13 protein-coding genes are annotated in these 14,902 nt (G+C 55.9%); 5 read left to right on the plus strand and 8 right to left on the minus strand.

Going from position 1 to position 14,902, the window contains the following annotated elements; translation table 11 throughout:
- Window positions 1-139: 139 nt before the first annotated feature.
- Both DESAC_RS14980 and DESAC_RS03185 read right to left on the minus strand, forming a co-directional pair.
- Window positions 140-1,927, minus strand: coding sequence for a DUF6600 domain-containing protein (locus tag DESAC_RS14980; protein ID WP_013705636.1), 1,788 nt, complete (start codon window positions 1,925-1,927; stop codon window positions 140-142).
- 821 nt (window positions 1,928-2,748) lie between these two features.
- The gene (locus DESAC_RS03185; protein WP_013705637.1) at window positions 2,749-3,234 is read right to left on the minus strand and encodes a hypothetical protein; all 486 of its coding nucleotides are present in this window, start codon (window positions 3,232-3,234) and stop codon (window positions 2,749-2,751) included.
- Window positions 3,235-3,453: 219 nt separating this feature from the next.
- Between DESAC_RS03185 and DESAC_RS03190 the strand changes: the two genes are divergently transcribed.
- Genes DESAC_RS03190 through DESAC_RS03205 form a run of 4 tightly spaced genes read left to right on the plus strand, consistent with a single transcriptional unit; the run spans window position 3,454 to window position 7,741 of the window.
- Window positions 3,454-4,689, plus strand: a complete 1,236-nt coding sequence (locus tag DESAC_RS03190; RefSeq protein ID WP_013705638.1) for an efflux RND transporter periplasmic adaptor subunit — start codon at window positions 3,454-3,456, stop codon at window positions 4,687-4,689.
- Window position 4,690: 1 nt separating this feature from the next.
- Complete coding sequence (locus tag DESAC_RS03195) at window positions 4,691-5,392, plus strand: ABC transporter ATP-binding protein (protein WP_013705639.1); 702 nt, start codon at window positions 4,691-4,693, stop codon at window positions 5,390-5,392.
- Window positions 5,393-5,404: 12 nt separating this feature from the next.
- The gene (locus tag DESAC_RS03200) at window positions 5,405-6,556 is read left to right on the plus strand and encodes an ABC transporter permease (RefSeq protein ID WP_013705640.1); all 1,152 of its coding nucleotides are present in this window, start codon (window positions 5,405-5,407) and stop codon (window positions 6,554-6,556) included.
- 18 nt (window positions 6,557-6,574) lie between these two features.
- Window positions 6,575-7,741 carry an ABC transporter permease gene (locus DESAC_RS03205; RefSeq protein WP_013705641.1) on the plus strand — a complete coding sequence of 389 codons (1,167 nt, stop codon included), beginning with the start codon at window positions 6,575-6,577 and terminating at the stop codon, window positions 7,739-7,741.
- A 118-nt stretch (window positions 7,742-7,859) separates the two neighbouring features.
- On the opposite strand, the gene aroA is transcribed toward DESAC_RS03205, so the two are convergent.
- From aroA to DESAC_RS03235, 6 genes are all read right to left on the minus strand, one after another.
- The gene (aroA, locus tag DESAC_RS03210) at window positions 7,860-9,158 is read right to left on the minus strand and encodes a 3-phosphoshikimate 1-carboxyvinyltransferase (RefSeq protein WP_013705642.1); all 1,299 of its coding nucleotides are present in this window, start codon (window positions 9,156-9,158) and stop codon (window positions 7,860-7,862) included.
- Between the two features lie 49 nt (window positions 9,159-9,207).
- Window positions 9,208-10,035, minus strand: a complete 828-nt coding sequence (locus DESAC_RS03215; RefSeq protein WP_013705643.1) for a shikimate dehydrogenase — start codon at window positions 10,033-10,035, stop codon at window positions 9,208-9,210.
- The gene (gene aroD, locus DESAC_RS03220) at window positions 10,032-10,709 is read right to left on the minus strand and encodes a type I 3-dehydroquinate dehydratase (protein WP_013705644.1); all 678 of its coding nucleotides are present in this window, start codon (window positions 10,707-10,709) and stop codon (window positions 10,032-10,034) included. Before aroD ends, DESAC_RS03215 begins: the two co-directional genes overlap by 4 nt.
- Window positions 10,706-11,791 (minus strand): prephenate dehydratase, encoded by a 1,086-nt coding sequence (gene pheA, locus DESAC_RS03225; RefSeq protein WP_013705645.1) that lies wholly within the window; start codon window positions 11,789-11,791, stop codon window positions 10,706-10,708. The genes aroD and pheA overlap by 4 nt, the downstream gene beginning before the upstream one ends.
- A 221-nt stretch (window positions 11,792-12,012) precedes the next feature.
- Complete coding sequence (locus tag DESAC_RS03230) at window positions 12,013-13,008, minus strand: 3-dehydroquinate synthase II (protein WP_013705646.1); 996 nt, start codon at window positions 13,006-13,008, stop codon at window positions 12,013-12,015.
- 1 nt (window position 13,009) lies between these two features.
- On the minus strand, window positions 13,010-13,819 hold the full coding sequence (locus DESAC_RS03235) for a 2-amino-3,7-dideoxy-D-threo-hept-6-ulosonate synthase (RefSeq protein ID WP_013705647.1): 810 nt from the start codon (window positions 13,817-13,819) through the stop codon (window positions 13,010-13,012).
- 366 nt (window positions 13,820-14,185) lie between these two features.
- Here DESAC_RS03235 and DESAC_RS03240 point away from each other — a divergent pair, with 366 nt between their 5' ends.
- Window positions 14,186-14,884, plus strand: a complete 699-nt coding sequence (locus tag DESAC_RS03240) for a DUF4198 domain-containing protein (protein WP_013705648.1) — start codon at window positions 14,186-14,188, stop codon at window positions 14,882-14,884.
- Window positions 14,885-14,902: the final 18 nt, after the last annotated feature.

The raw sequence follows: 14,902 nt of genomic DNA on the forward strand, positions 1-14,902 counted from the left end.
ATATTTCGTTGTGTTCCTCAGAATATGAGGATTTATATGAAAACAGCTCTTAAAAGCGGCGGGCGCGGCCCGCTCTATGAGTAAATTGCCACTAGATTATCGATTTATTTAACCGGAAACCTTGCTTACCTCCCCCTGATCATGGCTGGCTCTTGTTCTCCTGCTTTTTCTGTCGTTGAGGTGGAGGCGGGGCTTGCCGCGGCGGTGGAGCGGGGGCCGCCATCTGCCGTTGCTGCCTTATCTGCTGCTGGCGTTGTTGAATCTGCATCTGCTGTTGGCGTTGCTGTTGTATCTGCCCCTGCATCTGTTGTTGGCGTTGCTGTTCCTGTCTGAGCCGGGTCTCCTGTTGTTGCCGCGCCATCTCAAGTTGCTGCTGGCGGCGGAATTGCTGATCCTGTTGGACTTGCTGTTCCACCGAACGCCGCTGCTGCTGGAGCCGCTGTTCCCGGCGGCGCCGCTCCTCCTGCTGTTGCCAACGCGGTGATTGCTGCGCGGGTAGAGGGTTCGGTCTTACCACCTGGTTTGCTGGTGTATTGACCGTTTGGGGACGGGAGGTATTGGAAGCCGTTCTCCGGACCTCGGGAGGCCATGACCGGCGTCGGGGTTGAACGCGGTCCAGGGATTGCGGCGGTGTTTGGCTTTCGAGAGAGGCTCCGGTACGTCTGGCCTCACCCATCCGGGGCGGAGTGGGCTCATTACTCTCTGTTGGCGAAGTTGCCGAAACTGTCTGGTATGGAGCGGACTGGCGTTGCCAAATCCTCGGCCTACCATCAGTGCCGGAGGGGGAGCCCCCCTGGTTGCCAGACGTTTGAGAAATCATACGGCGCCTCTGATCCGATTGGGAATTTGACGTCGCATCGGCTGTTTCCCAGGATGAAGGCGATATCTGGGCCCGCTGTCCCAAAAACGGTTGGCGCCCTTCCCGCCGGCTATCTAGTCCCGCACGGGAGCGGCTGAGCGAGGCCGGGGCGGCGATGGCATCCGGGCGGTTTACCTCTCCCGGCCGTATCCTGGCGGGTTCCACCTGACGGGTGGTGAATCTATGGCTGGCAAGCGAGGCCGGCATGATTTCCCGCCAAGCGGGGTGTCTGGCCTTCAGGTTGGCGGGCGGCAGCGCCTGGCGCAGATGAGCCAGACGGAGATTTTTATAGCGGCAGTCGCGTTCGATATTAATGTTTGTTACTTTGTTGATGTAGGTGGCGGGCGGTCCCCAGTTGTAGCAGGCCCTCGGGGCATAGCTGGGAGAGACATAATTGTTGACATACACGGTCCGCTCATAAATGGTTGGAATATACTGGGAGGAGGCCAGGGCATTGGCGTAGGCGTAGGAATAGGACGACGAATACGGTTCTCCCCAACCGAGGAGAAAATTCGAGGCTGGGGTAAAAATCCAGGACAGGGGCGAGCTTTGATACATGCAGGCGCTGCCAGCCCCTAAATCCATTGGCTGAGGATAGTCTTCCGCAGCATACATTCCCGAAGAGTATTCTCCTAAGGAAGCAGTATCCGGAGGCGCTACCGGGCTCCAGCCGATATATTCATCATTGGTCCGCCAGTTTACTGTGTGAGGATACCAGGTACGGCCGGGGACCCAGACCCAGCCATAGTCACTGGTGTTGGCCCAGTTGCCGTAATGGTAGGTGGCCCATCCCCAGGGTTCATCCGTTTCAAAAACATAGCCTTCCTGGGTGGGAACCCAACGGCCGTTGGTATAGGGCCGCCACCCCTGATTGACCTGCTGAGGCTGCCAGACCGGGCCATATTGACCGTGATGCAGCCATTGGCCGAATCTGGACAGGGCTTCCTGAAAGAGCGCGGCGTCCTGCTGTCCGGCTTGCCCTGGCGCCGGGGCCAGCACCCCGGCCCCCATACCCAGAGCACAGATCAACAACAGCACCGGAAAGGTGCGCCAGAATATCTTTATCATCGCCTTTCTCCTTCTTTAACGAAAACAGTGAGCAATGGGCGGTGAGCGGTGAGCAGAAAAGGCATTATTGCGAGCAGCCGCCATGGTTCTGTTCTCATGTTTTGTTGTGATCACCAAAACATGCCAATTTAAATGAAAACATCGTAATACTTCGGTTATCTGAGAATAGATCAAGGAATGGTAGGTAGTGCCCACCATACATTGAAAAACCTCGATTTCCCGATAATTGCCATTATCTGTAGGTCACCCGCAAACCATAAAAATTGGTGTCGGACCATGCCGGAAGGCGGGATGCGCTGCGCTTTCCCGCTCTACAGCACTCCAATACCGATAGGCTTATCCGTAGAGCCGAATCTTGTATTCGCCCCAGATAACTGAAGTGTTCCAAATAATTCAATAGCAAATAATGTGCCATCCGAGACACCTGCAACAGATTGATATAATGAGATATATCAACCGATGAAGTGGCAGTTGCGAAATGCAGTCAAGTTATCTTGTCGGGGTGGGAAAATGAGACAGAATAATTTGACTTATGACTCTCAATCTGATAATGGCGCCGCGAGAATTGCTCGGGGATGTATCCGGTGATAGGTTTAGGGCAGGGATATCAGTGGGAAAGGCAGCCTCATGGAGGTTTAAAAAATTAATCCGGGGAAGACTTTCCAACAGTAATTGCCATTCTTTAAAAAGCCTCCGCAATACTTCAGCTATCTGAGAGAATAGATCAAGGCATGGTGGGCGGTGACCACCCTACAGCGCTACAGCACCGGCAGGCCCACCCGTAGGGGCGAATCTTGTATTCGCCCCAAACAACTCATCCGCTATTCGTTTTTTACAATTAATTTCATGCTCAACTGCTTATTGACCGAGGTCTTGCTTACTTCGACCGGCAGGATCAACAGGGTCTCTTTAAAAAAGCACAAGCCTATTTTATCATCGCAAAAATTAAGGCGGAATTCGGCCTGCAGGGCGGTGCGTCCGGGCGCCGCCGGGGCGCTCAGGGTTATAGGCAGATTGGCGGCGGGCAGTTTCTGGCCGAGACTTTGGGTCAGACCGACAATTTTTTTATCTTCGGAGTGGATTGCCACAGTGGAGGGGGCCTCCTGATTTAATTTGCAGTTAGGTGGTAATTGTAGTTCAATTTTCAAGGTGGCCTCGCCGGGACCAATAATCTGTTGGGGCAAGGTGATAGTCTGGGTGGCATTAGTGGTCAAGGAACCGCCGAAGACTGCCAGGCACAGGGTTATGAGTGCTAGCAGACGATTGGATCTGGTGGATGTTTGATCTCCGAAAAAGGAAAGGTGCATAGAGTCCTCCGGTGCAATTTTTTATTGGGGGAATTGATATCTGTAAGAAACCGGTATAATTTAGAATCAATCGGGATAAAAAAACGTTAACTTGAGTTTTGAGTTTGAGGAAAGATCACCCTATCCATATCGATACGATAGAATTATAATATGTTTTCGTTCATTCTAAACCTTAAACTTGAAACTCCCAACTTCGCCTGCCTGATATTGAGGTTTTAATTGAAATCCCCAGAAAATCCTCTCGATCTCGAATCCCTGCGTCTAGAACGGGGCGAGACCGAGCTGCGTTATATCCGTTCCCGGCGACGCCGCAACCTGATGTTTTTTTCCCTCATCATCCTTGTGGTGGTTTCCGGCGTCTGGTGGGTATGGTCCGGTGCTCTGTGGGGTCAGAAGGTAGCGGTGACCACGGTTCTCAAAATCTATCCCTCTCAGGCTGTCACGCTGCTCAACGCCAGCGGCTACGTGGTAGCACAGCGCAAGGCCTCCGTCTCTTCCAAGAGCACCGGCCGTTTGTCGTATTTAGGTATCGAAGAAGGCAGTCGGGTACAACAGGGTGAGATCATTGCCCGTTTGGAGAATGACGACCTGAATGCCGCCCGGGATCGGGCCGCCTTTAACGTTAAGGCCTCCACGGCCACCTTGGAGCAGGCCCAGGCGGAGTTGACCGACGCCCGTTTGAATTATGTCCGCCAGGAAAAACTGCTGGCCCAGAACCTGATTTCACGCCAGGACTTCGACGCCGCCGAGGCTCGCTATCGCAAAGCAGTAGCGGCCGTGGCCAATGCTCAAGCCACGATCAAGGCCGCGGTGGCGGCCCTGGCCGAAGCCCAGACCGCAGTGGAATACTCCTTCATTCGAGCCCCTTTCAATGGCGTGGTCCTGACCAAGAACGCCGAAGTAGGGGAGGTTGTAGCACCCTTCGGCGCCGCCGCCAACGCGCGGGCGGCAGTGGCCACCATGGCGGACATGGACTCGCTCATGGTTGAGGTCGATGTTTCAGAGGCCAACATTAATCAGGTAAAAGTAGACCAGCCCTGCGAAATTCTCCTGGACGCCCTTCCGGGGGAGCGTTTCTCTGGCAAAGTTCATATGATCGTCCCGACTGCAGATCGCAGCAAGGCCACTATTATGGTGAAAGTCGCCTTTGACGAGATGGACCCCCGCATCCTGCCTGAAATGAGCGCCAAGGCCGCCTTTCTGTCCCGTTCCCTCAGGCCGGAAGAGCAGCAACTCCGCTTAGTGGTTCATTCCGAGGCTCTAGTCCAACAGGACGGCCGATCTACGGCGTTTGTCCTCAAGGAAAACCGGGTGGAGGCCGTATCGGTGGAGGTTGGCCCCAAGATGGGCGATCTGGTAGAAATCCGCGCCGGACTGCGGGAAGGTAATAAAGTAGTGCTGCGGCCCCCGAAAAATCTGGCCAGCGGTGATCGCGTGCAGGTCCAGGAAGGCTGAGATGGCATCCGAGGTCGGCCTACCGGTCATCGTTGAGATCAAAGATCTCAGTAAATCATACCGCCGGGGCGCCCAGATTATCCCAGTATTGCAGCATGTCTGCCTCGACATTCAGGAAGGTGAATTTCTGGCCCTTATGGGGCCTTCGGGTTCCGGCAAAACTACCCTGTTGAACCTCATTGCCGGTATTGACCAGCCGGATGCCGGAATCTTACGCGTGGCCGGGGTGGATATCTCCCGGCTATCGGAATCGGAACTGGCCGTCTGGCGCCACCGCAACGTTGGCTTTATCTTCCAGTTCTATAATCTGGTCCCGGTCCTCACGGCACTGGAAAATGTGGAGCTGCCGCTCATGCTGTCGGATCTCCCGAAAGCAAAGCGTAGACAGCACGCTGAATTGGCCCTAAAGTTGGTAGGCATTTATGATCGGCGGGATCACTATCCCCGGCAACTTTCCGGCGGTCAACAGCAGCGGGTGGCTATCGCCCGTGCCATTGTTACCGATCCGACCATTATCGCTGCCGACGAACCTACCGGCGATCTCGATAAGGTCTCAGCCGAAGAGGTCCTCAATCTGATGACCCGCCTCAACCAGGAGCTGCGCAAGACTATCATCATGGTAACCCACGACCCGCGAGCCGCGGAAAAATCCACCCGGCTGCAGCATTTGGATAAAGGGGTTCTCAAACCCTGCACCGGCTAGCATATTTGTCAAATGTTTAAATTGATCTTCCGCAATGCGACGCGCCATCGACTGCGTACGGCACTGACTGTTTTAGGGATGGCTATCGCTATCCTCTCCTTCGGCCTGCTGCGCACCGTGGTAGATGCCTGGTATGCCGGGGTGGAAGGCGCGGCGGCGGACCGCCTGGTCACCCGCAACGCCATCTCCTTGCTCTTCCGCCTTCCCTTGGCCTACCTCTATAAAATCAAACCCATGGAAGGGATCAAACGGGTGTCATACGGTTATTGGTTCGGGGGCGTCTATATCGATGAAAAAAAATTTTTCCCTCAATTCGCCGTGGACCTGCGTCCCTATCTCGAGATGTACACCGAGTTCCTGATTCCCCCGGAACAGCGGCAGGTCTTACTCAAAGAGCGGAATGCCTGTATCGCCGGCCGTAAACTGGCCCAACGTTTCGGCTGGAAGCTTGGAGACATCATTACCCTGAAAGGAACCATCTTTCCCGGTAATTGGGAGCTGGTTCTGCGGGCTATCTATCAAGGAGCGGAGGATACCACCGACGAAAGCCGATTTTTCTTTCACTGGGATTACGTTAACGAAACCAATAAGAAAAATCTTCCAGAACTGGCCAATCAGGTAGGCTGGTTTATCGTTCAGGTGGCGGATCTCGATCAAGCGCCAGCCATTGCCGCTCAGATCGATAACGCCTTTAAAAACTCTCTGGCGGAAACCCTCACCGAAAGCGAAAAGGCTTTTCAGATGGGCTTCGTCTCCATGACCAAAGCCATCGTTATGGCCATCCAGATCGTGTCATACGTGGTCATCGTTGTCATTCTGATCGTGTTGGCCAACACCATGGCTATGACCGCCCGAGAACGCCAGAGTGAGCATGCCGTTTTGAAGACCTTAGGGTTTCAGGGCCGACACTTAATAATCCTTATCGCCGGCGAATCGATTGCCATTGCTCTGATGGGGGGGGTGGCCGGTCTGATCGCCATCTTCCCGGCGGCGCATTTTTTCCGGACTGCCCTGGGCAACTATTTCCGGGTCTTCAGCGTCTCTGATGCAACCCTGGCCATCTGTCTAACTATCGCTCTGATCATCGGTGCCCTATCGGCTGTTTTTCCGGCCTGGCGGGCCGCCCGGGTGCCAATCGCCGAGGGTCTGCGAAGGATTGGGTAAAAAGGGGTTGTTCACACCGTGAAGATTCCTTTCTCCTACAGCTACCGCAATCTGGTCACCCGGCGTATGACCACGGCCCTTACGGCGGGGGGGATGAGCCTGGTGGTCTTTGTCTTTGCTGCGGTGCTGATGTTGGCGGAGGGTCTGCGCCAGACCCTGGTGGCAACCGGCTCCTTTGACAATGCCATAGTGCTCCGGGCTTCCGCTGAATCAGAGGTGCAGAGCATCATCGAGCGGGACAAAGCGGCCATAGTCACGGCCCAACCGGAGATCGCCATTGATCAAGAGGGCCGTCCATTGGCAGCCCGGGAGTTGATCGTGCTCCTGAACCTGCGCAAGCGCGGGTCAAACAGTCCTTCGAACGTTACGATTCGCGGGGTGTCGCCAATCTCTGTGCAACTACGCCCGGAGATCAAACTTGTTGCCGGCCGCATGTTCCGCCCCGGTTCTTCGGAGATTGTCACCGGCCGGGATATCGCCCAGCGGTTTGGCGGTGCCGGGTTGGGAGAAACCCTGAGATTTGCAATGCGGGATTGGATCGTGGTAGGGATCATCGATGCCGGCAAGACTGCCTTCAGTTCTGAAATCTGGGGGGATATCGATCAGATGCAGCAGGCCTTCCGCCGGCCTCTCTTTTCCAGCGTCATTTTGCGCCTGCGCCAGCCTGGGGATTTCCTTAGTCTAAAAAGCCGCTTGGAGGGCGACCCCCGCCTGCCGGTGGAGGTGAAGCGGGAGACGGTCTTTTATGAGCAGCAGTCTAAGCGGATGGCCGATTTTATCCGGCTGCTGGGTCTGGTACTCACCAGCATTTTCAGCATCGGCGCCGTGCTGGGGGCCATGATCACGATGTACGCGGCAGTGGCCAGCCGCACGGTGGAGATCGGCGCCTTGAGAGCCCTGGGCTTCAGCCGGGGCAACATCCTCACTGCCATCCTGCTGGAGTCCCTGCTTATTGGCCTGATGGGAGGCCTCGTCGGTTTGGGGGCGGCCTCCTTGATGCAGTTTCTTACTATCTCCACTACCAATTGGCAGACCTTTTCCGAAGTAGCCTTCAATTTCTCTCTCACGGCTGATATTTTCCTCAAGAGTCTGCTCTTTGCCCTGGGCATGGGGTTGGTGGGCGGCTTCCTGCCGGCCCTCAGGGGGGCGCGGATGAATATTGTGGAAGCCCTCAGGGCGTTATAGAAGGGCATCCTGGACGACCGGGGCGTACGGTTCCCTGAGGGCGTCTTCCAAGGCGGCAAGCGCCTTTGCCAGGGTTATCAGGGGAAGATGGAGTTTTGCGGCTTGCTTTTCCATTCCTTTAGCTGTTCTCCTTCGAAGCTGAAAGAGCAGAGTTCGTTCCCAGTTTGGCAAAATAATCCCAGAAATCAGGGAAGGATTTGGCTACACAGTCCGGGTTGGCGATCATCACGCCAGGGGTTTTAAGCCCGGCCAGGGCAAAGCTCATGGCGATGCGGTGGTCGTTGTAGGTCTCGATAACCACCCCGCGCGGTTTGCCTCCCTGAATAATGAGGCCGTCTTTGGTCTGGTTAACCGTGATGCCCATCTTTGCCAGTTCCGTGGCCACGGCCTGGAGGCGGTCGGATTCTTTATGCCTGAGGTGCGGGACGCCCGTGATGACGGTTTCGCCCTGAGCGTAGGCGGCCAACACCGCCAAGGTCGGGACAAGGTCAGGCATATGGGCCATGTTAATCCGAATGGCCTGAAGTTGTCTGCCCCTGAGCACCACGCCGCTTCCGGTCGGCTCCACCTGGCAGCCCATCTGCTGCAGAACCTCAAGGAAGCCGATATCTCCCTGGCAGGATTGCGGGTTCAAGTTGGTCAGAGTAATCCGCCCGCCGGTAAGGGCGGCGGCGCCCAAAAAATACGAGGCGCTGGAGGCGTCCCCCTCCACCTCGTAGTCTCGAGCCTGATACCGCTGGCCGGCCGGGACGCAAAAATTCTGGTAGCCCCGACGGTAGTAAGCGATGCCGAAGGCCTCCATGACGCTAAGGGTAATATCGACGTACGGCCGCGACACCAGTTCCCCCACTACTTCAATCTCTACGTCCCTGGCAGCAAAAGGCGAGATCAGCAGGAGGGCGGAGAGGAACTGGCTGCTGATACCCCCGGACACTCGGGATTCACCGCCAGCCAACCCTCGGGCCTGAATTATGACCGGAGGGCAGCCGTTGTGGTTCTCACAGTGGGCTACAACTCCGAGAAGGGTCAGGGCGTCAAGCAGGTCCTGAATAGGGCGCTGGCAGAGACGGGGCGAGCCGGTGAGGACATACCGGCCATTCCCTAATGCCGCCACGGCCGTCAGGAATCGCATTGAGGTGCCGGAATCGCCTAAATATATCGGCTCAGTCGGAACCTTTAGCCTGCCGCCGGCGCCCTCTAGCAGACACTCCTTTTCCTGCCACGTTATTCGGACCCCCAATTGTTCCAATGCCCGAGCGGTCATGAGGGTGTCATCGGCGCGCAAGAGATTCCTCAGGGAGCTGCTTCCTCTGGCTAGTCCGGCGGCGATGAGAGCCCGGTGACTGAAACTTTTGGAGCCGGGAAGGGTGATAACCGCTTCCATTGCCTTTACAGGTTGAATTTCCTTGTAAATCAAGCACGACACCTTTAATCGTTATAGGTTTCCAATATTTTTTTCTCGAAACTCAGGACTCAGCTCGCTCTTTTCCCAGCGCCTCTAAAGCCGCCCGGCGCATGGTCTCCACCGGCGACGGTTGGCCAGTGAAGAGCTCAAATTGCCGAGCACCCTGATGTATCAACATCTGCAGGCCGTCAATGGTGCGAGCCCCTCGTGCCGCCGCTTCTCGCAGCAGACGCGTCTGCAGGGGCTGGTAGACAATATCCATGACCACCTGGAACCGGTCTAAACACCTGGCCGGAAGCGGCGTCGCCTCTATATGGGGCGCCATGCCCACCGGACTGGCGTTGATTAGCACCGTGGCGGTGCTTTGGTCGATTTCCTCCAAAGGCAGACAGGCGACCCCAAACTCCTGGGCCAGGTTTCGGGCCCGATCTGGGTTCAGGTCGGCGACGGTTACCAGTCCTGCAGCCCGGCGAACAGCATAGACAATGGCCCGGCCAGCGCCGCCGGCGCCCAGAACCATGATCTGTTGCCCGGATAATGCAATCTGTTCCTGCAAGGGCGTCAGCGCTCCCTGCCAGTCGGTGTTGCAACCCCACAACCATCCCTGGCGGTTCACGACGGTATTCACGGCGCCGATAGTTTGAGCTTCCTCGTCCACCTCGTCCAGAAGGGGGATGATCTCTTCTTTAAATGGGATAGTGACGCTGACGCCGCCGATGTTTAATCCGCGTAATCCCTGCACCGCTGCTACCAAATCCTGAACGGCAAAGGGAACATAGACGGCGTTGAGGCCAAGGGCGGCAAAAGCGGCGTTGTGCATCGCCGGACTGAGGGAATGGGCTACGGGGCGGCCCAGGATGCCGAAAATAATGGTTGCACCGGTAATCATGTCAACATCTCCCAGATGGAGGTCATTTCCTGGACGGTGAGTTGACCCGGCGCCGATTCTTTCCCCGCCTCCAGGACGGCGAAGGTCAGATAACTGCCCAACAGCGGCGCGATGACGCGGGAGTATTTCCCGGCCGACCCCATGCAGAAGGCGATAATGTCCTGGCCCTGCTGCTGCGCTGCCGGGATGAGACCCAATAGGGCGAGGCAGTCTGAGGGGTGATGGGCATAGGTGACCAGCTTGATAATATCGGCGCCGCAGTCGATCATGGCCGTCATAATCTCGTGCAGCCGGGGGGGAGTCGAGGGACCTTTAAAGTCATGCCAGGAGAGGATTAGCTTGACCGCGCCGCGGTGGGCCAACAGGTCATTTCGCCAGAAGGGATCGGCGTTGAACTCCACATCTACATAATCCGCCCCCAAATCTATGGCCTGTTCCAGCAAACGCCGACGCGCTGACTCCGGACCGGAAAACCGCCCTCCCTCGTTGGGCAGGCGGTTGGTAGCGATGACGGGGCCACGCGGAGCGTGGAGTAGATGCTGCAAATCAGGTTGAATGAGATAATCCAGCCGCAGTTCTGCCAGGAAGCCCTGGGCATGTATCCGGGCCAGGCACTGGCAGGCGGCGTCGCAGTCGGTCTCTACCACCGGGATGCAGATTCTGATGGAGCTCAACTGACTTTCTCGATGGCCTCAGCCTTGGGAAACGATCCCAAGATCTTGAAAAAAGCGCTCATCTCTTCCATTTCGTGCAGGCATTCCTGAAGAGCGGACTCCTGTAGATGACCGTCCAGGTCGACAAAAAAGAGATACCGCCAGGCAACGGTCTTCATCGGCCGCGAGACGATGCGAGTCATATTGATGCCCCGCTCCGCCAGCGGCCGCAGCATGTTATACAATGCCCCAGGGGTATCGGCTACCGCAAAAATGATTGATGTCTTATCCGCCCCGGTAGCCCCGGGGGCATAGGGACCGATGATAAAAAAATGGGTGGCGTTTTCCCGGTGATCTTCAATACGTGATTCCACTACCCGCAACTCGTATAGGGAGGCCGCAAAACCACTGGCGATGGCCGCCGAATTGGGGTTGTGGGCCGCCTTCTGGGCCGCCAGACCGGTGGAACTGACTTCCAACACCGGTATCTGGGGCAGGTGTCCTTGCAGCCATTTCCGACACTGGCCATGAGCGTGGGGGTGAGTATAGATAATTTCAATATCGTTTATCTGGCCGGAACGGGATATCAGGTCGTGGGAGATCTCCAGATAGATTTCGCCGCAGATCTGGAGCTTGGTTTCAACGAACTGGTCCAGGGTCTCGTTTACTACCCCCTCAGTGGAATTCTCAATGGGAATGACGCCAAGATGATGGTTGCTCTTCTCCACCGCCATGAAGACTTCCGAGATGGTGGGCAGGGGTTTAAAAAAAGTGGAGCGGCCGAATTTTTTGATGGCCGCCAGATGGGTGAAGGTGGCCTCCGGACCCAGGAAGGCTACCGACAATGGCCGCTGTACCTGGCGCGCCGCCGAGATGATCTCTCGGAAGATATTGCGCAACCCCTCCTCGGTAAGCGGTCCGGTGTTGAACCGCTTGAGACGGTCAAGGACCTCCTGCTCCCGCTTGGGATCAAGTGTGGCCAGATCTTCCCGATTCTTGATTTCCCCGATGGTTTGGGCCAGTTGTAACCGCTGGTTGATGAGGGTCAAGAGCTGTTCATCGGTGATGTCAATCTGACGCCGAACGCTTTTTTTATCTGTCATGAGGAGCCGATACCTCTAAAGTCAGGATGAGAACTGAATTGTAACACATCAGTTGTTTGGGGCGAACACCGGATTCGCCCCTATCGGATGGACCTGTCGGTGCTGTGGGGTGGATACGGTCCGCCATTCCTTGATTTATTCTCTCAGATAGCCGAAGTATTACGTTTCTTGCACCCTCAGACGGCAAGCAGAAAACTGGAAACCGAAATCCAGACCTTAACTTACTTTTCCAGAATAGTCTCCGTAACCTTGTAGCCGAAATGGCGTCCGGCTTCTTCCAGGGCCACCAATACTTGATCGCCGGGGGATAGCTGCACCACCGAGACGGCCTCCCCATCGGGCCGGGTGAGTCGGATGGTTTCGGCATTCTGGACAATGGTGCTGCATTCCCGGCCCTCGTGGGTGGCCGTAATCAACATCAAGGGCCGCTTTTCGATCTTTACCCGACCGACGGTGGCGGGCAGGGTGCGGCCGCTGTAATCCACTACCAGGACTTCATCTCCCGCCTTAAGTTCGCTCAGATATCGGGTCTTTCCACCTGGAACCCGGATATAGGCGTGCACCGGCCCGGCGTTGACCCGGAAGGGCCGGGCGGCGACATACGGATTCTCGAGGGATTCGGCGTGCACGAGAAAGAGGGCGGCGGAAGAATTGCCTATCAGCATACCCTGGCCCCGACCCATCTGGGTGCAGGTATCCACGCAGACCCGGTCACCCATGCCCAGGAGGTGCACCGAGGCTACGGTGGCAGGTGTCAGTTCCACCGGCGGTGAGATTTCTTTGACCAGTCGGAGTAACTGCTTGACCTCGCCTAAATCTGCGGCAGTGATGACCAGACCGTCGACCCCGCGCTCCAGAATCCCCAGAAAGGTGCGGGCTTCCTCCACCGTGGCGGCCTCAACAAAAAGATTGGCAGGGCATTGGGCCACTAAATTTTCGAGTGGGATGATGGTCCAATCCGCGCAATGCACCACCACCGGATGGGTCTTGGCCTTGGCCGCGATATCGGCCTCATCATCGGCCCTGCTGAGCGTCACCTCGAAAAGGTCCTGTCCCGGCGCCAGGTCTCCATCCGGGGCGATGACGGGAATCTTTCCCAGGGTTTTTACTTCCGCGGCATAGCCGGGGGGCGTCCAGACTGCGTCGGCACCCCCTTCCAGGGCCGTAGTCACCCGCTTCTTGTCCCAGGGGTCTACCTTAACCCATACCTGTTTCATCTCAGCGCTCCAGATCTGGGGTTTGCAGGAAGGCCAGGGCCTCGTCCACTGTGCTGTTTTCGTGTACCAGCAGACTGATAGCGCCCACCATCCGCGTCGGATTACGATGCTGGAAGACATTACGGCCAATGGAGACCCCGGAGCCGCCGGCCTCGATGGAACCCTTCACCATTTCGAGAATTTCACGGTCGGAATTCATCTTGGGACCGCCGGCGATAACCACGGGCACCGGACTGCCGGCCACCACTTCCCGGAAGCTTTCCACTGCGCCGGTATAGGATACTTTGACAATGTCGGCGCCCAATTCCGCCCCTAAGCGCGCCGCATGCTTGATAACTCGGGGTTCGTATTCGTCTTTGATTTTTTCCCCGCGCGGGTAAACCATGGCCAGCAGCGGCATGCCCCAATCCCTGGCCTCTCGGGAAACCTGTCCGAAGTCGGCCAGCATCTCCCGTTCAGTACCGTCGCCGATGTTCACATGTATGGAAACCGCATCGGCCCCTAATTTGATAGCCTCCTCAACGCTGCAAACGAGGGTCTTGGCGTTCGGAAAGGGAGAGAGACTGGTGGAGCCTGAGAGATGGATGATTAGGCCGACGTCGCGACCGCGGCGACGGTGGCCGGTGGACACCAAGCCTTTGTGCATAACGATGGCATTGGCCCCCCCCATGGCCACGCTATTCACCGTGGTCTTCATATCGATCAAACCTTCGATGGGGCCGACCGTGACGCCGTGGTCCATAGGGACGATTACGGTGCGTCCGGTCTCACGATTCAGGATGCGTTCCAGGCGGATCATTTTGCCGATCATAATACGGGCCTCCTTGTTTTCTGTGGCGCCATCGCCCTGATACTGAAACAACCCTCGGCCTCCGACATAAAAAAAGCCGTGGCCGCTTCACCTGCGCCACAGCTTTTACTATTTATTTTAGGTAGTTACTTGTTGCAGAAGGAGGGCGCAGGTTCAGGGCCAGAGATAATAAAAGTAAAAATAAAAAGTGCTGCTCTGCTGGCTTTCCGACCGAACCTGCATGGATTCCCATTCCCCTCAATTTATTGAAATATAATAAAACAGATTTATCCGGGGCTGTCAAGGATATTTCTCGCAGGAAGAAAATTGCCAGATGTAATTGTCATTCTTTCAAAAACACCCGCAAGCGGGGAGAGGTAGATATCTATGGAAAAAAATATAGTGATCGCGGCGGCCTTAACTTTGCTTTTTATTGATCTCCTCTCCGCTCATGAACTCTGGGTGGCTAAAGAGAAAGGTAACCTGGTGGTTATGTTTAAGCATGATGGCAAAAGTGATCCTTATAAACCGGAATTTGTCAAGACAGCCAAGGGCTTTGATTCATCCGGGAGAGAGGTGGCAGTACGGGTAATCCCGCAGGGCACTCGAACCCTTTTAGCTCCTGCCCAGCCCCCGGCTTTGGTGTCCATCGTTTATAGCCCCGGAGTTTATTGTAAAACTCCGGAAGGATATAAGAATATCTCCAAGCGCGATGCCAAAGACGCTATTGATTCTATTAGAGCGGAAATATTGAATAAGAATTTCTGGCAGTGGAACGATCGCTTTGCTAAACCTTTGGGTGGTAAAATGGAACTTCTGCCACTGAAAAATCCTCTTGTCCTTAAGGTTGAGGATAAGCTGCCTTTCCAGGTACTATATGATAGCCACCCCCTGCCAGGGGCTGCGGTGATAGCTGAAGGAATAGAGAAAGATTCACTGAAAACCGATGGCAATGGCCGGGCGGAGGTGATCATCAAAAGGGACGGCCTCAATGTGGTAAAGGCTAGACGCAAGACCCCCACGGTCAACGATCCTGATGCCGACGTTTTAATCGAAATTGCCAATATCAGCTTTTCGGTTAAATAAAATAGAGCGTTGCAGTTA

The sequence above is a fragment of the Desulfobacca acetoxidans DSM 11109 genome, from assembly GCF_000195295.1.
In the GTDB taxonomy this organism is placed as follows: Bacteria; Desulfobacterota; Desulfobaccia; order Desulfobaccales; family Desulfobaccaceae; genus Desulfobacca; species Desulfobacca acetoxidans.